25 protein-coding genes are annotated in these 25,091 nt (G+C 66.1%); 14 read left to right on the top strand and 11 right to left on the bottom strand.

Features of this window, described 5'->3' with window-relative positions:
• Positions 1–86: 86 nt before the first annotated feature.
• Positions 87–482, bottom strand: coding sequence for a DUF3054 domain-containing protein (locus BLP88_RS16505; RefSeq protein WP_074591003.1), 396 nt, complete (start codon positions 480–482; stop codon positions 87–89).
• Positions 483–589: 107 nt separating this feature from the next.
• On the opposite strand from BLP88_RS16505, the gene BLP88_RS16500 reads away from it, so the two are divergent.
• The 4 genes from BLP88_RS16500 (at position 590) to BLP88_RS16485 (ending at position 2,919) form a co-directional block, all read left to right on the top strand.
• A complete protein-coding gene (locus BLP88_RS16500; protein ID WP_074591071.1) occupies positions 590–967 on the top strand; it encodes a VOC family protein in 378 nt (125 codons plus the stop codon).
• Between the two features lie 88 nt (positions 968–1,055).
• Positions 1,056–1,511 carry a VOC family protein gene (locus BLP88_RS16495; RefSeq protein ID WP_074591001.1) on the top strand — a complete coding sequence of 152 codons (456 nt, stop codon included), beginning with the start codon at positions 1,056–1,058 and terminating at the stop codon, positions 1,509–1,511.
• A 52-nt stretch (positions 1,512–1,563) separates the two neighbouring features.
• Positions 1,564–1,995: a VOC family protein gene (locus BLP88_RS16490; RefSeq protein ID WP_074590999.1), complete on the top strand. Its 432-nt coding sequence runs from the start codon at positions 1,564–1,566 to the stop codon at positions 1,993–1,995.
• An 87-nt stretch (positions 1,996–2,082) separates the two neighbouring features.
• Positions 2,083–2,919: an alpha/beta fold hydrolase gene (locus BLP88_RS16485; RefSeq protein WP_074590998.1), complete on the top strand. Its 837-nt coding sequence runs from the start codon at positions 2,083–2,085 to the stop codon at positions 2,917–2,919.
• 41 nt (positions 2,920–2,960) lie between these two features.
• On the opposite strand, the gene BLP88_RS16480 is transcribed toward BLP88_RS16485, so the two are convergent.
• Entirely contained in the window at positions 2,961–3,236 is a 276-nt protein-coding gene (locus BLP88_RS16480) for a hypothetical protein (protein ID WP_074590996.1), read from the bottom strand.
• 2 nt (positions 3,237–3,238) lie between these two features.
• Positions 3,239–4,639 carry a glycosyltransferase family 2 protein gene (locus BLP88_RS16475; RefSeq protein ID WP_084111309.1) on the bottom strand — a complete coding sequence of 467 codons (1,401 nt, stop codon included), beginning with the start codon at positions 4,637–4,639 and terminating at the stop codon, positions 3,239–3,241.
• 227 nt (positions 4,640–4,866) lie between these two features.
• Between BLP88_RS16475 and BLP88_RS16470 the strand changes: the two genes are divergently transcribed.
• Positions 4,867–5,280, top strand: a complete 414-nt coding sequence (locus tag BLP88_RS16470; RefSeq protein ID WP_074590994.1) for a hypothetical protein — start codon at positions 4,867–4,869, stop codon at positions 5,278–5,280.
• 837 nt (positions 5,281–6,117) lie between these two features.
• Positions 6,118–8,301, top strand: coding sequence for an ATP-dependent DNA ligase (locus BLP88_RS16460; RefSeq protein ID WP_074590993.1), 2,184 nt, complete (start codon positions 6,118–6,120; stop codon positions 8,299–8,301).
• A 97-nt stretch (positions 8,302–8,398) separates the two neighbouring features.
• Here BLP88_RS16460 and BLP88_RS16455 read toward each other — a convergent pair whose 3' ends face one another.
• From BLP88_RS16455 to BLP88_RS16440, 4 genes are all read right to left on the bottom strand, one after another.
• Positions 8,399–8,770 carry a cupin domain-containing protein gene (locus BLP88_RS16455; RefSeq protein ID WP_074591066.1) on the bottom strand — a complete coding sequence of 124 codons (372 nt, stop codon included), beginning with the start codon at positions 8,768–8,770 and terminating at the stop codon, positions 8,399–8,401.
• A 169-nt stretch (positions 8,771–8,939) separates the two neighbouring features.
• On the bottom strand, positions 8,940–9,497 hold the full coding sequence (locus BLP88_RS16450; RefSeq protein WP_074590991.1) for an Hsp20/alpha crystallin family protein: 558 nt from the start codon (positions 9,495–9,497) through the stop codon (positions 8,940–8,942).
• Between the two features lie 161 nt (positions 9,498–9,658).
• Entirely contained in the window at positions 9,659–10,150 is a 492-nt protein-coding gene (locus BLP88_RS18825; protein ID WP_139163433.1) for a hypothetical protein, read from the bottom strand.
• Between the two features lie 178 nt (positions 10,151–10,328).
• The gene (locus tag BLP88_RS16440; RefSeq protein WP_074590988.1) at positions 10,329–12,713 is read right to left on the bottom strand and encodes an ATP-binding cassette domain-containing protein; all 2,385 of its coding nucleotides are present in this window, start codon (positions 12,711–12,713) and stop codon (positions 10,329–10,331) included.
• A 156-nt stretch (positions 12,714–12,869) separates the two neighbouring features.
• Between BLP88_RS16440 and BLP88_RS16435 the strand changes: the two genes are divergently transcribed.
• From BLP88_RS16435 to BLP88_RS16425, 3 genes are read left to right on the top strand one after another with little or no spacing between them, the layout of a single operon-like run.
• Positions 12,870–14,009 (top strand): type III polyketide synthase, encoded by a 1,140-nt coding sequence (locus BLP88_RS16435; protein WP_074590986.1) that lies wholly within the window; start codon positions 12,870–12,872, stop codon positions 14,007–14,009.
• Positions 14,006–14,725, top strand: a complete 720-nt coding sequence (locus BLP88_RS16430; protein ID WP_074590985.1) for a class I SAM-dependent methyltransferase — start codon at positions 14,006–14,008, stop codon at positions 14,723–14,725. The genes BLP88_RS16435 and BLP88_RS16430 overlap by 4 nt, the downstream gene beginning before the upstream one ends.
• Positions 14,718–15,884 carry an FAD-dependent oxidoreductase gene (locus BLP88_RS16425; RefSeq protein ID WP_074590983.1) on the top strand — a complete coding sequence of 389 codons (1,167 nt, stop codon included), beginning with the start codon at positions 14,718–14,720 and terminating at the stop codon, positions 15,882–15,884. Before BLP88_RS16430 ends, BLP88_RS16425 begins: the two co-directional genes overlap by 8 nt.
• A gap of 18 nt (positions 15,885–15,902) precedes the next feature.
• On the opposite strand, the gene BLP88_RS16420 is transcribed toward BLP88_RS16425, so the two are convergent.
• Complete coding sequence (locus tag BLP88_RS16420; RefSeq protein WP_074590981.1) at positions 15,903–16,328, bottom strand: nuclear transport factor 2 family protein; 426 nt, start codon at positions 16,326–16,328, stop codon at positions 15,903–15,905.
• An 86-nt stretch (positions 16,329–16,414) separates the two neighbouring features.
• On the opposite strand from BLP88_RS16420, the gene BLP88_RS16415 reads away from it, so the two are divergent.
• Positions 16,415–17,092 (top strand): peptide deformylase, encoded by a 678-nt coding sequence (locus BLP88_RS16415; protein WP_074590979.1) that lies wholly within the window; start codon positions 16,415–16,417, stop codon positions 17,090–17,092.
• Here the strand turns inward: BLP88_RS16415 and BLP88_RS16410 are convergent.
• The gene (locus BLP88_RS16410; protein WP_074590977.1) at positions 17,089–19,095 is read right to left on the bottom strand and encodes a S9 family peptidase; all 2,007 of its coding nucleotides are present in this window, start codon (positions 19,093–19,095) and stop codon (positions 17,089–17,091) included. The two genes, BLP88_RS16415 and BLP88_RS16410, sit on opposite strands and share 4 nt — an antisense overlap.
• A 69-nt stretch (positions 19,096–19,164) precedes the next feature.
• Between BLP88_RS16410 and BLP88_RS16405 the strand changes: the two genes are divergently transcribed.
• The 4 genes from BLP88_RS16405 (at position 19,165) to BLP88_RS16390 (ending at position 22,199) form a co-directional block, all read left to right on the top strand.
• Positions 19,165–20,019, top strand: a complete 855-nt coding sequence (locus BLP88_RS16405) for a putative RNA methyltransferase (protein WP_074590976.1) — start codon at positions 19,165–19,167, stop codon at positions 20,017–20,019.
• A gap of 106 nt (positions 20,020–20,125) precedes the next feature.
• Complete coding sequence (locus BLP88_RS16400; RefSeq protein WP_074590974.1) at positions 20,126–20,578, top strand: NfeD family protein; 453 nt, start codon at positions 20,126–20,128, stop codon at positions 20,576–20,578.
• 74 nt (positions 20,579–20,652) lie between these two features.
• Positions 20,653–21,627: an SPFH domain-containing protein gene (locus BLP88_RS16395; RefSeq protein WP_074590972.1), complete on the top strand. Its 975-nt coding sequence runs from the start codon at positions 20,653–20,655 to the stop codon at positions 21,625–21,627.
• Positions 21,628–21,851: 224 nt separating this feature from the next.
• A complete protein-coding gene (locus BLP88_RS16390) occupies positions 21,852–22,199 on the top strand; it encodes an RNA polymerase-binding protein RbpA (protein WP_074590970.1) in 348 nt (115 codons plus the stop codon).
• A gap of 75 nt (positions 22,200–22,274) precedes the next feature.
• On the opposite strand, the gene BLP88_RS16385 is transcribed toward BLP88_RS16390, so the two are convergent.
• Both BLP88_RS16385 and BLP88_RS16380 read right to left on the bottom strand, forming a co-directional pair.
• A complete protein-coding gene (locus tag BLP88_RS16385) occupies positions 22,275–23,024 on the bottom strand; it encodes a polyprenol monophosphomannose synthase (protein ID WP_074590968.1) in 750 nt (249 codons plus the stop codon).
• Positions 23,025–23,424: 400 nt separating this feature from the next.
• Complete coding sequence (locus BLP88_RS16380) at positions 23,425–25,086, bottom strand: amidohydrolase (protein WP_074590966.1); 1,662 nt, start codon at positions 25,084–25,086, stop codon at positions 23,425–23,427.
• Between the last annotated feature and the right edge of the window lie 5 nt (positions 25,087–25,091).

Genomic DNA, 25,091 nt, shown 5'->3' with positions numbered 1-25,091 from the left:
CTCGCCCCGGGACCCTCGCCGACGTGGGCCCACCGCCGGCTCCCAAGTCTCGCTCCGCTCGCCCCGGGACCCTCGCCTCTCCCGGGTCAGGAGCGGCGGGCGGAACGCCGCAGGCGCAGCAGCAGCGACCACAGCAGCCGGTACCCGAGCAGGAAAACCGCGAGAGTGATCAGGGCCACCACGATGAACGCGAGCGCTGCGGTGTGCCCACTCGTCAGCCGGAGCAGCATGCCGCCCGCAACAGTGCAGACCCAGATCACGACGCCGGTCGGCCACGCTGCGAGCGGGGCGCGCCACGCGCGGGCGAGCAGCCAGCCCACTGCGGCTCCAGCAAGGAAAGGCCAGGCGGTGTCGAAGAGGCCGAACACGGATTCCCCGCGCTGGTGGGTGTCCCTCCCGATCGCCGCGAACAGCAGGACCAGGGCGGCGTCGATGAGGGCAGCGGAGGCAGGCAGCAGGAATTGCCGGGGGCTTGAAGGCATGTTCCGACCCTATCCCGGCCGGCACCCCCTTTCGAACCCTCCCGATCTTGAAGCCCGGCCGCCGCCGGAGCAGGATGGGGCTGGAGTGTGAACGGCGGGAGGCCCCCATGAAAATCATCCAGATTGCGCAACGTGCGGTGGACCTCGACCGGGCCGCCGCCTTCTACGCGGACCTGTTGGGCGCCCAGCCGCTAGCGCGCTTCGATCAGCCTGGATTGCTCTTCTTTGACCTTGGCGGCGTCAGGCTGCTCCTTGAACGCGGCGCCCCGGCGGCGCTGATCTACCTGGAGCAGTCTGATCTCCATGCAGCACTAACCCGGCTCGAAGGGCGCGGCGTGAAGGTAGTTGCGCGGCCGCAATTGGTCTTCACCCACCCCGATTCGACCCTTGGGCCGGCAGGAACCGAGGAGTGGATGGCGTTCATCGAAGACAGCGAGGGCAACACCGTGGCGCTGGTTTCCCGCACCCCCGCCGCAGGTGACTGACAGACCGTTGTGCTGGAGGTGCCGGCGGACTAGCCTCAGTCGGGGGCTCAACGCGCCATCAGCATATGGGAGGGACGGACTCACAGTCATGCAGAAGATTTCCACCTGTCTTTGGTTCGACGGCCAGGCCGAAGAAGCCGCCGCCTTTTACACAGGGATCTTTCCCGATTCATCCATCGGCACCACCATGCCCGGCCCGGACGGCAAGGCCATGACGGTCGAGTTCAGCCTTGAAGGGCGCGAGTTCCTCGGCCTCAACGGCGGGCCGATGTTCAACTTCACGGAAGCGGTGTCCTTCATCATCAACTGCGACTCCCAGGATGAGGTGGACCGCTACTGGGACGCCTTAACGGCCGGGGGAGAGGAAAGCCAATGCGGTTGGCTCAAGGACAAGTTCGGGGTGTCCTGGCAAGTCGTTCCGACGGCGCTGCCCGGGCTGCTGTCAGGTCCTGATCCCGAAGGTTCCCAGCGGGCCATGGAAGCGATGCTCAAGATGCAGAAACTGGACCTTGACGTCCTGCAGAAGGCGTACGACGGCAACTGACCGCACCAGGAAACAACCCAGTAGTACCAGCGACAGAGGAGAAGCAAAGAAAATGGCAACACGTCTTAACCCGTACCTTTCCTTCCGCGACAACGCCCGGGATGCGATCACTTTCTATGAATCGGTGTTCGGCGGAGAGCTCACCATCAGCACCTTCGGCGACTACCAGGCCAGCCAGGATCCGGCCGAAGCTGACAAGGTCATGCACGCCATGCTTGTTTCGGGGAACGGCCTGGTGCTGATGGCCTCCGACACGCCCAACGGCATGCCCTACAACCCGGGGGACAACATCTCTGTATCCCTCAGTGGTGAGAGCAGCGACGAGGCGGAGTTGCGGGGGTACTGGGAGAAACTGTCCGACGGCGGCACCGTCGCCATGCCGCTCGAGCCGGCTCCCTGGGGCGATACTTTCGGAATGTGTACCGACAAGTTCGGCATCGCCTGGCTGGTGAACATCGCAGGCGCCCAACAGTCAGGGGAGTAGCAGCCGCGGGGTGGAGGCAGGTGCTGCCTCCGCCCCGGCAGAGCCCAAGGCTGAATTAGCTGCGGAAGACGACGCGGAGGACTGACCATGCAGAACCTGACAGCAACTGCCAGTGAAACGGGATATGCGGCGGTCAACGGCCTGCAAATGTACTACGAGGTTCACGGCCGGGATGACGACGGCGGTATTCCGCTGCTGCTCCTGCACGGCGGACTCTTCGATATTGAGCAGCAATTCGGTGCGCTGATTCCGGGGCTCGCCTCCGGGCGCCGTGTGATCGCCACGGACTTTCAGGGGCACGGACGTACCAATGATATCGACCGTGCCCTCGGCACCGCCGCCTTGGCCTCTGACGTTGTCGGATTGCTCGGGCACCTCGGCCTTGACGAAGTTGATGTCTTCGGATTCAGCATCGGAGGTGCCGTCGCACTGCACCTTGCCATCAGGCATCCGGAGTTCGTGCGCAAGCTCATCGTTTCGTCGGTGTCGTTCCGTCCGGACGGGGACCGGGGCGGAAACGCCGAGGCGATGGCGGATATGTCCGTTGACATGATCGCCGGTACCCCGATGGAGGAACGCTACCTCGCGGTGTCGCCGCATCCTGACCGGGAACATCTGCAGGGGCTCCTGGACAAACTCGTGCGCTACGGCGAAGGCGAGACCGGCTGGAGCGACGACGAGATCCGCGGTATCCCGGCCCCGACCCTTATCACCGTCGGCGACTGCGACATGATCAAGCTTGAGCACGCGGTGAAATTCCTCCAGTTGCGCGGGGGAGACGTGAACGGTGACTTCGAAGGCGTGCCTGCTTCCCAGCTCGCAGTCTTCCCCGGCACGACGCATTTCTTCGGGCTCGCACGGACCGCACTGGTGCACGAAATCGTAACGGGATTTCTCGACACGGCCGATCCCGCCAGTGAGTAACTGAAGGTGCGCGGGACGGACTGAAGCCGTACAGGCCTTGGCTAGCCCGAGCCGCGACTCCGTCCCGAATGTGCGGCCCGGAAGTCCCTGGCGTCGACGACGGGGGCGGCCGGGCAAATGCTGCGGGTTTCCGAGCGCTGGTTGCGGGTGCGCAGCCAATCGCCCGGGTGCAGTTTCGGCAGGATCTTGGCGATCGCCAGCGCTCCGTACATCAAGGTGTTGATGGCAACGAAGGTCGCCAGGACGGCGAACCAGTCGGCCTGCAGGGTTTCTTCGGGAAACAGCAACCCTGCCCGGACGGTAATGGGAAAAGCCACGGTTATGCCGCCGTCGGGGATTGGTGCGTCCTGGAGTGGTTGAGATGTTTCCACTTGGCTTGTCGGCCGAGAGAAATGTCCACGATTCCTTTGACATAGACCGCGTTGAGGAACATGTCGAAGAACAGCTCCGGGAAGAGCGCAGCTGCGAGGGCTCGGGCACGCCATCCGCCGTTCCAGACGGTGACAACCCGCTCGACCGAAAAGATCACGCCAATTCCCAGCCAAAACGGGAACCAGACCCAAGTATCCAAGGACAGCAGCATCAGGAGAAGCAACAGGAAATAGGCGCTGAGTGCAATGACACCGTAGCCAATGCCGAACTGCTGCGCCCAATATCTGAACGTCTGCGGCGTTGCACCGTAAGCGGCGAGGTTCTCAAGCGCACCCCGCTGCCACCGAAGCCGCTGGGCCCACAGCATGCGGTAATTCGGCATCAATTCGGTCACTACGCTGCATTGCGGCGGGGAAATCATGAGGCCGCCGAGGGATTTCAGGGCGATGGTGAGTTCGTTGTCTTCCGTCAGCGACGCTGTGTCGTAAACGTCGCCGTGAATGCCCGGGAGCGAGTCGCCGCGGTTGTGTGCCACGGTGCGCAATGCACGGGGACGGAAAACGGAGGCCGTGCCTGTGAGCACAAAGACGCGGCCCCGCCGTCGTCCGATTTCACGCGAGTACCGGATATATTCGTTGCGCTGGAACTGACCGATGATCCCGTGTCCCTCTTCTCCGTGGAAGAGGCCGCCGATGGCCATCAGCGCCCGGTCACTTTCCATCCGCGATACCGCGGCTTCCAGGAACCCGTTATCAAGGCGGGTGTCGGCATCCATGACCATGACGACGTCGTTGTCACCCTGGCAGGGGAGCAGCCACTGCAGTGCCTGATTGAGTGCGCCGGCCTTCTTTTTCGTATTGCCGGCCGATTCGAAGACCTCTACGCCGGCCGCTCGCGCAACGCTGACCGTTGCATCCGTGCAGTTGTCGGCCACCACGATCACACGCTCGGGGCGATGCGATTGGCCCAGCAGGGAGGCGATGGTTCCCGGCAACGAAACTTCCTCGTTGTGCGCGGGAACCAAGACCGTTACGGTCACCGGACCGGCATACACGCCACGGGTTTCCGCCATCACAATTTTCGGGGCCAGCGGGGTCCGGGGATGCGCGGAACGGCGTGACCTGGTGGCAATGCGCCGCTCCAACAGCGCCACGCCGGCGGAAAGCAGAAGCGCAAAGGCTGCGGCTTCAAGAATTACGCGCGGTTCCGGCGCCACCGAGTCGTAGAGGACGTTCCACACGCCAAGGACAATTTCCTCAGCTTGCGAATTGACGAAGGTGTTGTCTGTTGAGGCAACCGCAAACCAGAGCAGCGCTGCCGCGCCGCCGGCAGCAACCACGATAACCATGCCAACCAAACGCTGAAAAGGACCTCGGACCATCCGGGTATGCTAACAAAGCTGGCATTGAAAAATTCTGCTCTTTTCCGCTTCATTTGCTCAAGATTTGCACAATGGGCTGGTTGATCGTTCATTTGGTGGTTAGAACCGACGGTGCTCGGGCTTTGGCGCCATAAGCCGGGGGAGTAGGGGAGTCGCTCACTCTCCGCTGCACCTGCCCGTGAAAGGCTTGGGCAATGGTGAATGTGGAGCAGCCCAAATATGTCAGGTATCAGGCAGTGCTGCCGAATCGCCGCGGCACCTATCCGGGCATATTCGCTCTGGCAAACGGCCTGGCCGCAAGCGGACGGCTTTCCTCCGCGGACTGGGCTGCATGGCGAAACGCGAACGATCGGGCCGATGCCGCCTATACCGATCCCGCGACTGTTGATACCTCGGTTTTCGACCGCAGTATCAATCCAACGGCACAGTCATGGTTCAAGACCACGGCGGTCCACCTCCTGGCCGATGTGAGCTTCTATGAAGACCTGCTTCGTCGGTACGGGATTGGATATGAGGTGCTCCGGTCGGATGACCCGGGGATAGTGCTCTACGAAGACGAGGTGCAGGTGGTGGTTATGCCGCGGGGAGAGGCGGTCTTCGGGACCTAACCGGGGCGTTTCGCGCCGCCATCGATAGTCTGTTGATCGTGAATGGCTGGAGTGTTTCGGACGCCGGAGTCCTTGTCCTGCCGTCAGGCTTGCTCGTGCGCGGCCGAGGATTGCGTCATTCGCCCCCAGAGGGCAAGATCCCGGACTTTGGAATCTACCTCCTCGCAAGGCAGCCGCAGTCCATGCCATGGAGCGCTCGGTGGGTCCAATGGCCGGACTTTTGGTTGCCCGTCGACCGCGGTGACGCACAAGAAGCGCTGTACGAAGCATGGCGCCGTGCTGCCACAGAGCGGGTGGAGGTTGCATGTGCTGGCGGGCGCGGAAGGACCGGCACCGCACTCGCGTGCATCGCAGTGCTCGACGGTTTGCCCGCCCGTGACGCAGTGACATACGTCCGCAAGCACTACGACCCACGGGCCGTTGAGACTCCCTGGCAGCGCAGATATGTGGCCCAGTTTTTCTGAGCGGTAGAAGACGGCCTCCCAGCGATAGAGGGAGGGGCGAACTTGCATCCGAAGCAGTAATCGGGACTCAAGTTGACATAATGTTGATTATCGGTGATTAGGTAAGGGAGCTGGATGAAGCTGCGAGCACTCCCGTGCATGAAGGCAGCCCGCTCTTGCCGAACCAGACCCCGCTGCCCGGCATCCTTCCCGCGTCCCCACTCCCCCATCCGACCAGCGTGCACGCAATTGATGAAGTTGTCACCCCTTCTCGGAGAACCCGCGGCTTGTGGCAAGATACTCCCCGGGCCCACGAATACCCGCGCATGCCAGTTACATTCCGGTTGATGCGAAGGCCTGCCCCAACGGCGTTGCGGCAGCTACTGTTGGGCGCATGGCGGATTCTGAGATCCTGCAGGTCGACGGCCCCGACGGCGAGCGGGAGGTCAAGCTGAGCAGCCCAGACAAGGTGCTGTGGCCCGGCGCCGAGGGGCATGATCCCCTCACCAAGCGCGATCTGGCCCGCTACCTGATCTCGGTGGCGTCGCCGTTCCTGCGGCTCAACGGCGACCGGCCCATGACTCTGCAGCGCTTCCCCGAAGGGATCGACGGCGAGGAGTTCTTCTCGAAACGGCCGCCGCGGGGCGCGCCTTCCTACCTCAGGACGGTGACGTGCACTTACCCGTCCCACAGGCGCCACGAACAGCTCGTGTTCGACGAGGCCGCCGCGCTCGCGTGGGCGGCGCAGATGGGAACGATTACCTTCCACCCGTGGCCAGTGCGCACGGCCAATCTGGACAACCCGGACGAGTTGCGGATCGACCTCGATCCGCAGCCTGGGCGCGATTTCCGGGACGCCGTCACCGCCGCGCTCGCGCTTCGCGAGGTCATGGCTGAGGCTGGGCTCACGGCCTACGCGAAGACCTCGGGCAACCGGGGCGTCCACGTCTACGCGCGCATCCGGCCCACGCACGAGTTCCTTCATGTGCGGCACGCCGTCATCGGGATTGCACGCGAACTCGAGCGCCGCATGCCGGACCTCGTAACCACCTCGTGGTGGAAGGAAGAACGCGGCGAGCGGGTGTTCGTCGACTTCAACCAGGCCAACCGCGACCGGACGATCGCCGCCGCCTATTCGCCCCGGCCTTTGCCTCACGCGCCCGTCTCGACCCCGCTGACGTGGGACGAGCTGCCCGACGCCGACCCGCGCGACTTCACCGTCCGGACGGTGCCCATACTCCTGGCCGCCCGTGACTGCCCGTGGGCTGACATCGATGCCGCGCCGGGCGACATTTCGGGTGCACTCGCCTTATGGGATGCGGATCTTGAGCGCGGGCTCGGCGAGCTCAACTTCCCGCCGGACTACCCCAAGATGCCCGGCGAGCCGCCACGGGTGCCGCCGAGCAAGCGCAAGGCGGACCGGGCCGATGAGGACTATTCGGTACCCAAAGCGGAACGCGACGCCGAGTGGGGAACGGCGATCGCTCCCCCGTACGGGCCGATGCTGGCAAAGCCGGTCAAGAAGCTCCCAGTCGGCGACTACCTGTACGAGCCGAAGTGGGATGGCTTCCGCTCGATCGTATGGCGCTCCGGCGATCGCGTGGAGATCGGATCGCGCAATGCCCTGCCCATGACGCGCTACTTCCCGGAGCTCGTGGAGGCCATCGTCGCAAGCGTCCCCGACCATTCGGTCATCGACGGCGAAATCGTCCTCGTGGACCCGGACACCGGCAACCGGCTCAACTTCGATGCCCTCCAGCAGCGCATTCACCCCGCGGCCTCGCGCATCGCAAAGCTGAGCGCCGCAACGCCGGCGAGCTTCGTGGCCTTCGACCTGCTCGCCCTGGGCCAGACCAACTACGTGGAGCGTCCGTTCCGCGAGCGGCGCGCGGCCCTTGAAGAGGCATTCAAGAACGCCAGGCACCCCGTCTACCTCACTCAGGCGACCAAAGACCCTGCCCTCGCGCTGGAGTGGTTCAGCACCTTCGAGGGTGCCGGCCTGGACGGCGTCATCGCCAAGCCCCTCGGAGAGCTCTACGCCGAGGACAAGCGGGTCATGTCCAAACTCAAGCATGAGCGGACGGCTGACTGCGTCCTCGCCGGCTACCGGCTCTACAAGGACGAGCCCGACGCCATCGGATCCCTGCTCCTTGGGCTGTACGACGCCCAAGGCCGGCTCAACTCAGTGGGCGTCATCGGCGCGTTTCCTATGGCCCGTCGCAAGGAGCTGTTCGAGGAACTGCAGCCGCTCGTGACCACGTTCGACGGGCACCCTTGGGCGTGGGCGCAACCCGCCGAGGTGCTGCCGGACAACCGCGACCAGTCGGCACCGCGCACCCCCTCGGCGGCGGCGCATTCTCGCTGGAATGCACAAAAGGACCTCTCGTTCACCCCGCTGCGACCGGAGCGCGTCGTCGAGGTCAAGTACGACCACATGGAGGGCGAGCGGTTCCGCCACACTGCGCAGTGGGTCCGATGGCGCGAAGACCGCCTGCCAGCGTCGTGCACCTATGAGCAGCTCGAGGAACCCGTCAGCTACGACCTCTCCTCGGTCCTGACCCGGGACCGGCCCGCGTAGCCCGTCCACCGACCCTCAGAAGCGCAGCAGGGTCACGCCGCGCGAAGGCGGCGTGACCCTGCTGCTCGCGCTGGGAAGGAATCCGGTGGTGTAGGTCTCAGGCCGGCTTGGCGTATGTGGCCGCGCTCATGAGTTCGTAGGCCACGAATGCCTCATCGCCTTCGACCCAGGCGTCGTGGCCGGCCGGAATTGCGTAGGCGTTGCCGGGAGTTACGGTGATGCGCGTCCCGTCCTCCATCTGGACGGTCAGGGTTCCGGCCGTGCAGAATCCCAGGTGATTGACCTGGCAGCTGTCCGTGTGGACGACGGTTTTTACAGTCTCGGACCAGCGCCAGCCCGGTTCGAACGTGAACCTGCCCAATGTCGTGTCGTTGATAGTGACCACATCGACCTGGGTCTTGGGCGGACGGCGCTTCTCGTCCGGGTCGTCGAACGACTTTGATTCAAGGGCATTGACAGTTACCGACATCTTGTCCTCCTCGTGGGAAGTGGAGTCCAGCATTTTCGTCCGGAGTGCGGGTCCGCACCGGGAAGATTCGGTTGGCCGGCGCGGACGTGCCTGCCAACACCGTGATCAGCGGTTTCAGAGTGCTCCCGCGGACGGGGCATGTCAATAAGCCCAGAGCGACCCGTCGGAATCAGCTTCCGGTTTCTTCGGGGTGCTCCCTGGCCCGCCTTTGGTCCGGGTTTTCACCGCTTTCAGCAGGGATGAAGTCCGGGTCGACCTTGCTGCCCATGCCGCCCTGGCCGGCATCCGCATTGCCGGAGGGCGCGCTTCCCGGCGCATCGGTGCGTTGCACCCGCACCTTGCGCCGGGGGGTGGATTCCTGTCCCATAGAGGGCACGCGCACCTCGAGAATGCCGTTGTTGTAGGAAGCCTGAATGTCGTCCTCCTTGACCCCGGCCGGGAGCTGGAAGCTGCGTGTCAACGCGCCATAGTGAAATTCCGTGCGGTAATCGTTCCTGCCCTCGCTTACGGATTCCTCCTCACGTCGTGCCTCGATGGTCAGTGTGCGTCCTGACACCGAGATGTCGATGTCCCGGTCCGGGTCGACGCCGGGAACCTCGACCCGGACCACCATGACGGACCCGTCGCGGAATTCCTCTGCGCGCAGCCACGCGCCGGCTTCCCCTTGCAGGAAACGGCGCACCGGCTCCGGAACGTCGAATGGCAGGTTCCGCATGAAGTCGCCCATGACTCTTCCTCCTTGAACTCGTGCACTGGGACGCTGCCGTCCCGCGGCGGCACCGCGGGACCGACTTTGTCATACCAGCAACTTACGCCCGGGGCATGGCACGTGGAAGAGGCAAGTCACGCGGGCAGGGGGCAGAAGCAGCGCGAGGACCAGGAAAAGGCCTACGGGTTGTTTTGCCGGTGGGGATCCTGCGGTGGGTTGCTGTCGCTGTCAGGGCGGCTTTCTACGGAATCGTCGCCCGCCCGGCGGGGATCAACGGCCTGCCGCTGTTCTTCGGGGTGCCCGGCCTCCGCCGTGTTGGTATCGACGTTCGGGTCCATGGCATCGGCATGCCGGGCCTTGTCCGCGGAATCCTGGCGAAGGTCGCTGGCATCGGCCTGGCGCTTTTCGGCCTCCCTGTGCAGCCGTTCGGCGTCCAGCTTGGCCTGCTCTGCCTCGGCTTTGGCCCTGGCCGCCTGGACCTCGGACTCGCGGGCATTGAACTCCACTTCCTCGGCCTTCTTCCGCAGCTCGGCCGCCCGCTTTTCAGCCTCGGCGCGCTCGGCACGTTCGTGTTCCTGCCTGCGTCTGCGGGCGATGAAGAATACCAATCCCAGAACTACAACTAAGACGACGATCCCGACGACAATCCAAACAACTGCGGTTGTGTCCATCGAAGTTTCCCTCTTTTCGGCTGGGCTGCATGGACAGTCTCAGTAAAGCCCAACAGCCCGCGGCAAACCAGAGGGTTGGTGCTCCCCTCCCGGCCGCGGCCCGCACGCCGCCTAGCAGCAACCGGCACCAAGCGTCACTGAGCCAGGCGGCGAACGGCAAGCCTTAGGAAGCCTGGCTTCAGGCCCCAACATACTCCGCGAGGTGCCGTCCGGTCAGTCCCGCACGGCTCGCCACGAGCTCTGCCGGGGTTCCCTCGAAAACGATCCTGCCGCCGTCGTGCCCTGCACCGGGACCAAGGTCGATGATCCAGTCCGCATGGGCCATCACCGCCTGATGGTGTTCGATCACGATGACCGACTTGCCCGACTCCACCAGGCGGTCCAACAGGGCGAGGAGCTGTTCGACGTCGGCCAAGTGCAGGCCCGAGGTCGGCTCGTCGAGGATGTAGACATCTCCCTTCTCCCCCATCTGCGAGGCCAGCTTGAGCCGCTGGCGCTCCCCGCCGGAGAGCGTGGTGAGCGGCTGCCCAAGCGCGAGGTAGCCGAGCCCGACGTCGGCCAGCCGCTTGAGAATCGCATGGGCGGCCGGGATTTTGGTCTGCCCGGCGGAGAAGAATTCCTCGGCTGCGCTCACCGACATGCCGAGCACCTCGCTGATGTTCCGACCGCCGAAGGTGTACTCGAGAACGGCCGCCTGGAAGCCCTTGCCTTCGCAGTCCTCGCACGGCGTGGAGACGGTGTCCATGAATCCGAGTTCTGTGTAGATGACCCCGGCGCCCTTGCACTCCGGGCATGCTCCCTCGGAGTTGGCGCTGAAGAGCGCAGGCTTCACGCCGTTGGCTTTCGCGAAGGCCTTGCGGATCGGTTCAAGGAGCCCGGTGTACGTCGCCGGGTTGCTCCGGCGGGAACCCTTGATGCCGGACTGGTCGATCGCCACCACGCCTTCGCCGCCGGCAACCGAGCCGTGGATCAGGGAACTCTTCCCGGAACCGGCTACCCCGGTAACCACCACCAGCGCGCCAAGGGGGATGTCGACGTCGACGTCCTTGAGGTTGTGCTCGGTGGCTCCGCGGATCTCCAGCTTGCCCTTGCCTTTGCGAGGCTTCTCCTTGAGCTTTGCGCGGTCGTCGAGGTGCCGGCCCGTCAGGGTGCCGCTACCCCGCAGCCCCTCCACGGTGCCCTCGAAGCAGATGGTTCCGCCGGCGGTCCCGGCGCCCGGGCCGAGGTCGACGACGTGATCGGCGACGGCGATCGCCTCCGGTTTGTGCTCGACCACCAGGACGGTGTTGCCTTTGTCGCGCAGGCGCAGCAGGAGCCTGTTCATGCGCTGGATGTCGTGCGGGTGCAGGCCGATGGTCGGTTCGTCGAAGACGTAGGTGACATCGGTCAGGGAGGAGCCGAGGTGGCGGATCATCTTGACGCGCTGCGCCTCGCCGCCGGACAAGGTGCCGGACGGCCGTTCGAGGGACAGGTAGCCCAGGCCGATCTCCACGAAGGAATCGAAAAGATGCAGCAGGTTGGCCTTCAACGGCGCAACGGAAGGCGCATCGAGCTCACGGATCCAGTCCGCAAGGTCTGTAATCTGCATGGCGCAGACTTCGGCGATGTTCAAGCCCTTGATCCGCGAGGAACGGGCGCCTTCGTTGAGCCGGGTGCCGTCGCAGGCCGGGCAGGTCGCGAAGACGGCTGCCCGTTCGACAAAAGCCCGGATGTGCGGCTGCAGCGAATCCGGGTCCTTGCTGAACATGGACTTGCGGATCTTCGGGATCAGCCCCTCATAGGTGACGTTGATGCCCTTGGCCTTGATCTTCACCGGCTCCTTGTGGAGGAGGTCGTCCAGTTCCTGCTTCGTGTAGTCCTTGAGCGGCTTGTTCGGGTCAACGAAGCCTGATTCCGTGAACGTGGCCACCATCCAGCCGTCCGCCGTGTAGCCCGGGACGAGGATGGCGCCATCGAGCAGGGACTTGTCCCTGTCAACGATCGCATCAAGGTCCAGGTCGGAAACGGTGCCGCGGCCTTCGCATTCAGGGCACATGCCGCCGTGGTACACGGCCTCGCGCACGATCGTCTTCTCGCCCTTGGCATCGGTAATGACGCCGCTGGCCTTGCGGGTCGGGATGTTGAACGAGAAAGCCACCGCTGGTCCGATGTACGGGGTGCCGAGCCGGCTGAAGAGCACCCGGAGCATCGCATTGGCGTCGGTGACGGTGCCCACGGTGGACCGGGCGTTGGCCCCCATGCGCTCTTGGTCCACGATGATCGCCGTCGTCAGGCCCTCCAGGACATCCACGTCCGGGCGGGCGAGTGAGGGCATGAAGCCCTGGACGAACGTGCTGTAGGTTTCGTTGATCATCCGCTGCGACTCGGCGGCGATGGTACTGAAGACGAGGGAACTCTTGCCGGAGCCGGAAACGCCGGTGAACGCCGTGAGGCGGCGCTTCGGGATCTCCAGGCTGATGTCCTTCAGGTTGTTCTCGCGGGCGCCCTGCACCTTGATCAGCTCATGGCTGTCGGCCAGCGGCACCGGGGCGGAGCCGGCCTGGGTTTCCGTGTCAGTACTCATCGTTTCTCCGTCCGTGAATCAGCGCACCGGGCCCTGCGGCAGCCCGGTCTTGCGCTCCTGGGCACCACACTAACCCCGTCCCGGGCAATGCGGCTTCTCTGATCGTGCTCCGGCCCGGCCCATTGTCTTAAGCCGCCCCGGCACCAACAATGAAGCATGCCGGTCTACGTGAATTCCCTCGAGACAGCCGTACCGCCAACCATCCTGGTGCAACCCCAGGCACGCGATGTATTTTCCGCCCAACCAGGCCTTACCCGGCTCGGTTCCAGACTCGTCCGGACCTGCTTCGACTCCGCCGCCATCGACACCCGTCATACCGCCGTCGCCGAATTGACCATGGACGGGATACCGGACCGCCGCGACTTCTACGATCCGGACAGCGGCGAAGTCCTCAGCCCCAGCACGAAAGTGCGCAACGACCTCTTCTCGACCGAGGCCACCAAGCTGTTCATCGAAGCGGGGAAAGCCGCCGTCGGGCGTTGCCCGGACGTGGAACCTACCGACATCACGCACGTGATCACTGTGTCCTGCACCGGCTTTTTCAATCCCGGACCCGACTACAAAGTGGTGCGCGCACTCGGACTCAACCCCGCCGTGCAGCGCTACCACCTCGGATTCATGGGCTGCTACGCGGCCTTCCCGGCGCTGCGGGCCGCCCGGCAATTCTGCCTGGCCGATCCCGAAGCGGTGGTCCTGGTCATCTGCGTGGAGCTGTGCTCCCTGCACCTGAGGACGTCCAACGACCCCGACACCATCATGGGCTCGGCGATTTTCGGCGACGGCGCTGCGGCCGCCGTCGTCAGTTCCCGGACCCCGTCGGGACCGGAAGCGGCGCTGCGGCTGGACCACTTCGAAACGGTCCTGACACCTGTCGGTGAGGAGGCGATGGCGTGGAACATCGGCGACCAGGGTTTCGAGATGGTCCTGGGCAGCTACGTTCCGCACATCATCGAAGACCACATCACCGGCGCGCTGGAACCACTGCTTGCCCGCGAGGACGGGCTGGCCGGCCGCCCGTACCGGGAAATCCCGCACTGGGCAATCCACCCCGGCGGCCGCAGCATCCTGGACAAGGTCGAGTCCAAACTCGAGCTCCTTGAGGAACAGCTCCGGCCGGCACGCGAGATCCTGCGCGACTTCGGGAACATGAGCAGCGCCACCGTGCTCTTCGTGCTCAAGCACATCCTTGGCCAGCCGTCCCGCCAGGACGAGGAACGGATCTGCTCCATGGCGTTCGGCCCCGGGCTCACGGTGGAAACCGGCCTGTTCACCAAGGTTGCCCCCGCCAAGCCATGACCACCTTCGCCTCCTTCCTGCGGGAGCGGGAAGGCAGCCTCACCGAACAGATGGACCGGCCGGACTGCGATCCCGACCGGCTGCGCAGGAGCTATGCGAGGTTCCCGCTCGTCAATTTCCTGGTAGCCGCGTGGGGGCGCAACTACACGCGGCGGATCAGGCCCCTGCTGTCCGGTTCGACGCCGCTGACCCTGCTGGATCTGGGGTGCGGCGGCGGGGAGCTCGTGCGGCGCCTGGTCCGGCGGGCAGCCCGGGACGGGCTCCTGCTGGAGGCGACCGGCGCCGATCCGGACCCCCGGGCCCACGCTTTCGCCACTTCCCGTCCCGCGCACGACGGCGTCACGTACCTCAGGGCCGACAGCACCGAGTTGCTCACCGGGGGCCGGCAGTACGACGTAGTGGTGTCCAACCACGTGCTGCACCACCTCAGCGCCGCCGAGCTGGCCGCCATGCTTTCCGATTCCGAACGCCTCGCCCGGCGCCTCGTGCTGCACAACGACCTGCGCCGCAGCCGGCTCGCCTACCTCCTTTTCCTGGCGGGCTTCTGGCCGCTCGGCCCCGGCTCGTACATCCACACCGACGGGCTGGCATCCATCAGGCGCAGCTACACGCAGGCCGAGCTCCGGGCCATCGTTCCCCCGGGCTGGCAGGTGGTGCGCAACGGGGCCTGGCACCTGCTGCTCGTGTACCGTCCGCCGGGCGGCGGCAGTGCTTGACGTCGGGATCGTCGGCGCCGGCCCGGTGGGGCTGGGCATGGCCGCCCTGCTGCTCCGGCGCGGGCTCGACGTCGCTGTCTTCGAAAAACGCAGCAGCCCGGGCGCCCAAAGCCGGGCCATCGGCATCCATCCGCCGGCGCTCGCCGTGCTCGAGACCGTCGGCGCGGCCGCGCCCCTCATCGGAAGCGGCGTACTTATCCGCGGCGGCACGGCGTACAGCGCCGGGCGCAAGGTGGGGTCGCTGGATTTCGGGCTGCCCGGTGCAGAGTATCCTTTCATACTTTCGGTGCCGCAGCCGCGGACGTTGGAGGTGCTGGAGGAACGGGTCGCGGCGCTCGGTTCCGGGGTGGTGCACCGGGGCGTTGACGTGCTTGAGGCGGTTCCCGACGACGGCGGCCTCGTCCTGCGCGGCAGCCGCACCGGTGCTGCCGGCCCGGCGGAGCCTTTCGAGGCGCGGTGCCGCTTCCTGGTCGCCGCGGACGGCGCGCACTCCGCGTTCAGGGCCGCCCTGGGCATCCCGCCCAAAGTGCGGACCTACCCGGACAACTACCTTATGGGCGACTTCCACGACGGGACCCCTTATGGTGCCGAGGCCGTGCTTTTCCTGGAAGCGCCGGGAATCGTTGAGTGCTTTCCCCTGCCGGGCGGCATCCGCCGCTGGGTGGTTCGGACAAGCCGGCCCGTCGCGGAACCGTCGGGCCGCGTATTGGCGGACCTGATCAGGGAACGCACCGGTGCCGTGGTGGAGCCGTCCAGCAATTCGATGCTCAGCGCCTTTGGCGTCCGTTCCAGGCTCGCTCCGGCCATGGTCCACGGGCGCACCGTCCTGGTTGGTGACGCCGCCCATGAACTCAGCCCGATCGGCGGGCAGGGGATGAACCTTGGCTGGCTCGACGCTGCCGCCCTGGCCCCGTTGCTGGAGCGCATGGTCCGCGCGGACCGGGGCCGGCGGGATCCGGCGCTCGGCAGGGACCTCGCGGCGGTGGAACACGCACGCCTGCGCGCGGCCCGGAAGGCCAGCCGCCAGGCGGGCCTCAACATGGCGCTTGGCCGGCCGCTCCCCCCGGCCGTCCTGGCGTTGCGCAACTCCGTTGTCGGCCGGGCGGTCCGGCGGCCTGCAGTCGCCGGATTCGTGGCGCGGCGCTTCACAATGCACTAGGCAGTGCGGCTCCTGCCGTCAGACAGAGACGGTCAACTGCCCCGGCGAGGTGAAATAGCAGTCATAGCTGTCCTGGCTGCGGATCCGGCCGTTCTCCACTTCGAAGACAGCCGTGGTCCGGGCACGGATCGTGTCCCCGGCGTCCCAGTGCGGCAGGTCCAGCAGCAAGGTGGCCGACCAATTGATCTCGAGGACCACCCGATTCCCCTCGCAGGTGGTGCGCACGATCTCGAAATGCTGGTTCTCCACCACGTCCTTGCTTTGGTCGGCCCCGGCGAGAGTGGCTTGAAGGTCCCGGATCGCGCCCTTCACCGACAATACGTGAGGCCACTCCGTCAGGGTGAAATCATCGGTGAGGAAAGGATGCAGCTCCGCCGCGCCTCCCCCGCCTTCAACCGCTCGAATGAAACCCAACACACAGTCCAGGGGCGCCAGTTCAGTCATTTTTCGAGCCTAATGCATGTCCCGCGGGATCCCCGGCCCGGGCTTACCCAAGGCATGCCGTGGCTCTCCCGCGCTAGGCTCGAGCCATGGACTTCCGCCCCCGCTCCCTCACCGCCGCTCCCCCGACTCCCTTGGCCGCCCGGGAGATCCGCGAGCTTGTGGAAGGAATCCTGGCCCTGGACACCTTGCCGCCCATCGTCCAGGCCGGCCACCCCGTGCTCCGCCAGCGGGCGGCGCCCTTTGACGGGCAATTGGACGATGCCGTTCTTGGTCAGCTGATCGAGGTGATGCGCCGGACGATGCACGACGCGCCGGGCGTGGGGCTCGCGGCCCCGCAGATCGGCATCCCCCTGCAGTTGGCCGTCCTCGAAGACCAGTTCGACGTCGATCCGGCGGCTGCCGTGGCACGGGAACGGGCTCCGCTGGACTTCTTTGCCATGCTCAACCCCGTGTATGCCCCGCTCGGCGATGGGACCGCGTCCTTCTATGAAGGCTGCCTCTCCGTCCGGGGCTACCAGGCGGTCGTGACCCGGCACCGGCACGTATCACTGGACTACCTGCGCCCCGACGGCAGTTCCGCGCAGGCCGAATTCAGCGGCTGGCAGGCGAGGATCGTGCAGCATGAAACGGACCACCTGCACGGCGGCCTCTACCTGGACCGCGCGGAAAGCCGCTCCCTGGCCAGCAGCGAAGAGTACGCCGCCCGCTGGGCCCAGCCCGGAATCAGCCAGGCGGCAGCGGAACTGGGCTTCCCGCCAGGCTAACGGGCCGGCGTCGGGAGCATCCCGGCCCACCAGGCCAGGATCTGCTCGAAGCGCTGCTTCCGGTGGTGCGGCGTACCGGAACGGGACAGCTCGTGGTCTTCCCCGGGAAAGAGCAGCAGCGACGTCTCCACCCCCTGGGCCTTAAGCGCTGCGAAGTATCGCTGCCCCTGCTCCACCGGGCAGCGGAGGTCGTTCTCGCTGTGGATCACCAGCGTGGGCGTCCGGACGTTCGACACCACGGCCATCGGGCTCTGGGCCAGCATCTGCTCCAGCGTTCCGCCGGTGTATTCACCGCCGAAGAACCAGCCGATGTCCGAGGACCCGGTAAAACTGATCGGATCAAGGAAGCCCCGCTCCACGATCGCTGCCTTGAAGCGGTGATCGTGCGCGATGGTCCATGCGGTCAGGTAGCCACCGTAGGAACCGCCCATGATGCCCAGGGCACCGGAATCCAGGGCCGGGAACGCGGCCAGGGCGCCGTCGAGGAAAGCCAGGACATCCGCCATGTCCACGGTTCCCATCGCCTCTTTGATGGCTGCTCCGTGGGCCTGGCCGTAACCCGCCGAGCCCCGCGGATTGCACATCAGCACCGCATACCCGGCCTCCGCGTAGACCTGCGCTTCGTCGAAGAACGCGCAGGCGTACTGGGCGAACGGGCCGCCGTGGATGTTCAACAGCACCGGGTGCGGGCCCGGACCATCCGGCAGGACCAGCCATCCGTGCACGGGGTAGCCGTCCGCCCCTTCGGCAATGAACTCGCGGGGTTCACGGACGGTGCTTTCGTTCCGGAGCCGGACCGAGAAATCGCTCAGCAGCCGCAACTCGCCGCGCTCCAGCACCCCCACGTCGCCATGGCTTGCAGCATCTGCATAGGCGATGGCCACCACGTCCCCGGCCGCGGCGGCGCCAAGCACCGCCCGCTCGCCGTGCAGCAGCACCTCGCTGCCGCCGTCGGCGGTCCACTTCAACAGTTCGACGCTGCCGCGGTGCGAATTCAGGACCAGCACCCCGTCGGGCCCGGCGGGCTCCAGGGTGCCGGACACGTCCTGCTGCTCCACATCGCTCAGTACACGGGCCTCACCGCCTGCGGCGGGCACCACGTACAGGGCCGTGTTCCGGGCAACGAAATCCAGGCCGTCGGCGCCGAGATCCTGGGCCGTGAAAAACAGTTCCCGGCCATTCCGGGACTCCCGGACCGCGTGGATCGACTGCGGCTCCGCGCCGCTTGGTACCAGCACAGCTTCCCCGCCGGCTGCGGGCACCTTGTAAATGCCCGACGCAATGTCCGCGTCATGCCCTTCATGGCCCGCTGCCAGGTAATACACGCTGCGCCCATCGCTGCTGAAAACCGCGCCGGTGTGGTCGACTTCGCCGGAGGTCAGCTGCACGACGGCGGGAATCCCTTTTGTGCCCGGCCCCTCCTGTTCCTTCGCGTCCTTGGCCGCCCGCCCGGCAGCCGGGACGGCGGGTTCCCCGCCCAGTTCCGGAACGTCCACGACGAACAGCTGGGCAGCCTTGTCCAAGGTGTACCCGACACCGTTCATCCGGTACTGGTTGCTGCTGACCAGGCGGGCGTCCTCGGCTCCCGGGCCGACGCCGTCCACCGTGCCGTAGCGGCCTTCCTCGGGGACCCGGGACGCGAAGACGATCCGTGCCGAGTCCGGCGCCCAGGAAAATTCCGTGACGCCCAACTTCTGGTCCGTGATGGCCTGCGGTTCCCCGCCGCCAGCCTCCACGATGTGCAGCTGCGGCTTGCCGTCCGGCTCCGCCCGCAGGAACGCCAGTACCCTGCCATCCGGCGAGAACGCCGGGGCAGTGTCGCGGAAGCCCCGGGTGACCCGCCGGGGCTGCTGGGACGGATCGAACGGGACGCTCCACAACTGGCCCACGTACGCGTCAGCGTCGAAATCGGGACGGGTGACCGAAACGACGGCACGGCTCGCGTCGGGATGCACAGTGGGGGCGGAGACGGAATTCAGCAGCGGCAACTGGTCGGGTTTCACGCTGGTGAGCCTAACGCCTACCCGCCCCGCCGGCAGGCCTGCCACTCCGTCCGCCGTAGGATTGTCCCTATGCTTTCCGACGCCGCGTCCGCCCTGCGCTGCCCCGTCTGCCAGGACGCGCTGGACGTCGAAACCAGACCGCGCCGCGCACTGCGGTGCCCTGCCGGCCACAGTTTCGACGCCGCCAAGCAGGGCTACTTCAATCTGCTCACCGGGAAGGGCACTGCTTTCGAGGCAGACTCCGCCGCCATGGCCGCGGCCCGCCATGACTTCCTTTCCGCCGGGCACTATGCGGCGCTGGCTGACGCCCTTGCAGAGTTGGCGGCCCCAGGCCTGGACCGTGACGGGGCCGTCGTGCTGGATTCCGGTACGGGCACGGGCAACTACCTCAACGCGGTCCTCAAACGTTCCCCCGCCGCTTCCATCGGCCTGGACATTTCCAAGTTCGCCCTGCGGCGCGCTGCCCGCCTGAATCCGGGCACCGTCAACATCGTGTGGGACGTGTGGCGGCCGCTGCCCCTGGTGAGCGGAAGCATCGACGTCGTCACCGTTGTTTTTGCTCCTCGCAACCCGCCCGAGTTCGCCCGCGTGCTCCGGCCGGGCGGGCGGGTCATTGTCGTCACTCCCCGGCCCGGGCATCTCGCCGAAGTCGCAGGCCTTGCCGGGATGCTCCGCATCGAGGAGGGGAAGGACGAACGCCTGGCCGGGTCCATGGGCGGCCACTTCACCATGGCGGTGCAGGAGGCTTTGGACATCCCCCTCCAACTGGGCGAATCCGAAGCGGCCGATCTTGCCTTCATGGGCCCCGCCGGGCACCACCTCGACCGGCAGGAACTCGTGGCGTCGCTCGCCGGCACGGGGACCGTGGAGACCACTGCGAAGTTCGCGCTGACGGTTTTCACCACGCCTCCGGCCTCTTCCTGACGCCCGGCCGGGCAGGCGGCTAGGATGGAAAAACAGCGGGCGACACGCCGCTGCACCCTCCGTTCCACCGGCTGCGGTGCAGGGTGGGTCCGGAACAGGGGGAACGATGTTTGAATGGCTCGGCGAGAACTGGTGGGCGCTCTGGCTCACGGTATTCCTCGCATTCGCGGTGATCGAGATGCTCACCCTCGATCTCTTCTTCATCATGCTGGGCGGCGGAGCCCTGGCCGCCCTGGTTGCACACGTCGTCGGCGCCGAGTTCTGGCTCCAGATCGTCGTCTTCTGCATTGTGTCGCTGCTGATGATCGTCTTCGTCCGCCCCGTGGCCATGAAACACCTGCGCAAGGGTCCCGCGGACCAGTTGAGCAATGTCGACCGCCTCATCGGACAGTCGGCCGTGGTCATGGAATCGGTCAGCACCGCGGGCGGCCTGGTGAAGATCGGCGGCGACGTGTGGAGCGCCCGCAGCACGGGCGGCACCATTGCCGCGGGGGAAAGTGTCAGGGTCACCCGGATCGACGGCGCGACGGCCGTTGTTTCGCCCGGCACCCCTGAATGACCGGGTGGCACCCGGTACAAAGACCGCATCAAATGAACTGCATCAAAGCATAGTTTGGGGAATGAAGGAGATGTATGGATAGCTTGGGTGGGACTGCAGCCGCGATCGTGCTGATAGTCCTCATAGTCTTTGTGATCATTGTGCTGGTCCGCTCGATCAGGATCATCCCGCAGGCGCGGGCCGGCGTCGTGGAGCGCCTGGGCAAATACCAGCGCACGCTCAATCCGGGCCTGACCATCCTGATCCCGTTTGTGGACCGGCTGCTGCCGCTGCTGGACCTGCGCGAACAGGTGGTCTCGTTCCCGCCGCAACCGGTCATCACCGAGGACAACCTGGTGGTCTCCATCGACACCGTGGTCTATTTCCAAGTCACGGACCCGCGCGCGGCCACGTACGAGATCGCCAACTACATCCAGGCGGTGGAGCAGCTGACCACCACCACCCTGCGCAACGTCGTCGGCGGCCTGAACCTCGAAGAGGCGCTTACCTCGCGCGACCAGATCAACGGCCAGCTGCGGGGTGTGCTGGACGAAGCCACGGGGCGCTGGGGCATTCGGGTATCGCGCGTGGAGCTCAAGGCGATCGATCCGCCGCACAGCATCCAGGACTCGATGGAAAAGCAGATGCGCGCCGAACGTGACCGCCGTGCCGCGATCCTCACGGCCGAGGGCACCAAGCAGTCGCAGATCCTCACGGCCGAAGGTGAGCGTCAGTCCGCCATCCTGAAGGCAGAAGGTGATGCGAAGGCTGCAATCCTCCGCGCGGACGGCGAAGCACAGGCGATCCAGAAGGTGTTTGACGCGATCCACAGGGGTAACCCGGACCAGAAGCTGCTGGCGTACCAGTACCTTCAGACGCTTCCGAAGCTCGCCGAAGGCACGTCCAACAAGCTGTGGATCATTCCGAGCGAGGTCGGCGAGGCGCTGAAGGGCATTGGCGGCGCGCTGGGCGGGTCCGATTCCGAGGGAGTCGCAGGCCTGTTTGGAAAGAACGCCGAAAGCCCTGCGGCCCCGGCTGCGGCTCCGCGGCCACAGGACCCGCCACTGTAGGGAAAGTTCGGGAAAGGGCCGGTCACGCGGTGACCGGCCCTTTCCGCTGCCCGTTCAGCGTATAATGGTGTATTTGTCCGAGCGGTTCAATCCGCGTGGAACATTTGAGCTTGGTCAAGCGTTGCATTTAGTGGTGCACGGTGTGCAGACAGTAGCCCGGCCGGAGTCGAAATGCCGGACGGCTAGCGCGGACGCAATTCCGCGAACAGATAGAGGGAGTAAACATGAGCGATCGCAGCCTCCGCGGCATGCGCCTTGGCGCGCAGAGCATGGAAACCGAATCCGGGGTGGAGCCGGCACCGCGCCAGCGGGTTGAATACCGCTGTGCAGATGGCGAGCAGGTCTTCGTGACGTTCTCGTCCGAGGCCGAAATCCCTCCCGTCTGGGTTTCCAAGACCGGCAAGGAAGCTCTCCTGGTGGATGGCGAACGCCCCGTGGACAGCAACGAGAAGGCTGTCCGCACGCACTGGGACATGCTGCTGGAACGCCGCTCCATCCCGGAGCTCGAGCAGATCCTCGAGGACCGCCTGAACATCCTGCGCGAACGCCGCGGCGAGCGACGCTCCGCATAACGCGCACGCAAGCAGCAAAAAGGCAGGGCCCGCACCACACGGTGCGGGCCCTGCCTTTGTTCTCTGCGCGGGACGCTAGGCGCGGCTGGCGGCAGCGTCCTTCTTGCCGGTGAGCTTGGCCCACCGGGAGGAAAGGCCCCATTTGGTCACGTTGATCATGGCTTCGACCACAATGTTGCCGCTCATCTTGGATGCGCCGAGTTCGCGCTCCACGAAGGTGATGGGGCATTCGACGATCTTCAGTCCGAGCTTGGCCACGCGCCACGCGAGGTCCACCTGGAAGCCGTAGCCGACCGATTCGACCTCGTCCAGCTTCAGGGCTTCGAGGGTGCTGCGGCGGAAGGCCCGGTAGCCTCCGGTGACGTCCTTGATCTTGACACCGAGCATGATGCGGGCGTACGTGCTGCCGATCCGGGAGATCGCCTGGCGGTAGAGCGGCCAGTTGACAACGCTGCCGCCCGGCACCCAGCGTGAACCCATGGCGAGGTCTGCGCCTTCCTCGACCGCCGTCAGCAGCAGGGGCAGCTGCTCGGGCTTGTGCGAGCCGTCCGCGTCCATTTCGACCAGGACGTCGTAACCGGCTGCCATGCCCCACTTGAAGCCCGCGATGTAGGCGGCGCCCAGCCCTTCCTTGCCCTTGCGGTGCAGGACGTGGACCTGCTTGTCTTCGGCTGCGATGCTGTCGGCGAGTTGTCCCGTACCGTCCGGGCTGTTGTCGTCGACGACGAGGACGTCGGACCCGGGTACGGCCGCCCGGAGGCGCCCGAGGGTCTTGGGCAGCGATTCCAGCTCGTTGTATGTGGGAATGATCGTCAGGACACGCAAGAAGAGGCCTTTCCTTGAATGGAGCGGTCGATGTGCCGGGCAGCCGCATGGCTGGGGTTCTGGCGCAACTCTCCATTATAGGGCGGGCGCAAGAGGGCAAATGACAGCGGGCAGGTCCACACCTGCAGGACCAGTGCCTTCCGGGCTGATGAAGCGCCGTCTGGACTGTTTTCCGCGTCGGTGGACCTGCCCGTTAATGAGTGCTGCGGCCGCGGTCCGTATGCCCAAGGAGGGCGGTCACCGGATCTGGATGCAGCCAAGGAGCCCGCACCGTCACCGTGACCCCCTGTTGACGATAAATGCTACGGACTACACAAATTCTGTCAAGCACCGCCTGAACTGGGAATTCGTACGTCTTCCCAGTTCAGGCCCTCATTCGCCAGCGAATATTCCGGTAACTTCAGGCACGCAAAGATTCCGCCGCGAAGAGCTCGCGCCCCTCGCGCACCGTCTGGAGGCAGACGGGGTCGCTGCCGGTGTCCAGGGCCGGAAGGAGCGGCGTCCGGGCCCGGGGGTCGGTGCTCCAGGACTGGATCCGGCTGTCAGCGACCTGGACCATGAGTTCGTCGACTTCCCACACGGCGAAGCTCGCCGGCGCCCCGGGGACGAGTTGTCCCAGCAACGGGTTGCGCTGCTTGCTGGCGCGCCAGCCGGCGCGGGTATGGCCGAGGAACGCGGCCCGGGCCGAAACCCGCTCTGCAGGGTTGCTGTGCTCCAGGCACGCCCTGACACTGGCCCACGGCCGCAACGGGGTCACCGGGCTGTCGCTGCCGAATGCCACGGGTACACCGGCCGAATAGTAGGAGGCAAAAGGATTCATGTCCTTGCTTCGGCTGCCGAGGCGCTGCTCGTACATGGCTCCGTCCCCGCCCCAGGCGGCGTCGAAAGCCGGCTGCGCGCTGACGGTGACGGAGTGGCGGGCAAGCCTGGCGATGGCGGAGGCATCGGCCAATTCCACATGCTCGAAGCGGTGCCCGCCCGCCCGGATCCGCTGCTCCCCCACCTCAGCCGCAGCAATGTCCAGGGCTTCGAGCGCGGCGTCCAGGCCGGCGTCGCCGATCACATGGAACCCGGCCTGCAGGCCCATCAGGGAGCACGCCGCAAGGTGGCGTGCGGCCTCGTCAACGGACAGGTAGAGGTTGCCTCGGTGGTCCGGCGAATCGGCATAGGGCTCACGGAGCGCAGCGGTCCTGGAACCGATGGAACCGTCGATGTTCAGGTCCCCGGCCAGTCCCAGCACCGGAACGCCCAGGTCATCAAGGATTGCGCGCGCTTCGTCCTCCGAGCCGGCCAGCTGGCCCCAGTACGGCAGGACCTCGGGAAGGGCCGTTCCTGAGCCGTTCCAGGCGACGGAACTGCGCAGGTCGTCGGCGTCGCAGATGTGCGGCGCCGCCATCTCCGCCAGCGCAACATAGCCGTTGGCAGCCGCTTCTCGAAGCGCCGCCTCCTGGTAATCCCTGCGGATGGCTTCCGGGAGGCGCCTGGCGGCGCGGCGAGCGGCGGTGTGGGCGTCGCGCAGCACGTATGCCGTGCCGTCCCATCCGTCCTTGCCGGAGAGGCCGGCAGATGCAGCGAGTCCATCCGACACGAGGGCCGAGTGTACGTCGACGCGGGAGAGGTAGACCTTGCGTCCTCCGGCCGCGCGTCCGAGCTCGGCGGCGGTCGGAAGCCCCGGCACGTCCCAGCGGGATTCATCCCAGCCGTGGCCCAGCAGCGGTGCACCGGAATCCAGCGCCCCTGCCGCCTTGGCTACGGCGTCGAGAAGTCCTGCGGCGGAGCGCACGACGTCGAGCCGCAGGCCGGCGGCAGCGATTCCGGTCTCGGTGAGGTGGACGTGCGAATCAACGAAGCCCGGCGTCAGCAACGCGCCGCGGAGGTCGATGATCTCCATCGAAGAGTCCGCGATCGAGGTCGCCGCCTGCTCGGAGCCGATCCACGCGACCGTGCCGTCATCCACCACCATGGCACTGGCGAAAGGATCCGCCGCCGAGTAGACGGAGCCGTTGCGGTACATCGTCACCTTGCCGTCGGGCCGGGCGCCGGACATGCCGGAGTTGTTCATGGGTG

This window comes from Arthrobacter cupressi (assembly GCF_900099975.1).
GTDB lineage: Bacteria > Actinomycetota > Actinomycetes > Actinomycetales > Micrococcaceae > Arthrobacter > Arthrobacter cupressi.
The sequence above is the reverse complement of the archived record's forward strand: the minus strand, read 5'-3'. Positions and strand labels throughout refer to the sequence as shown.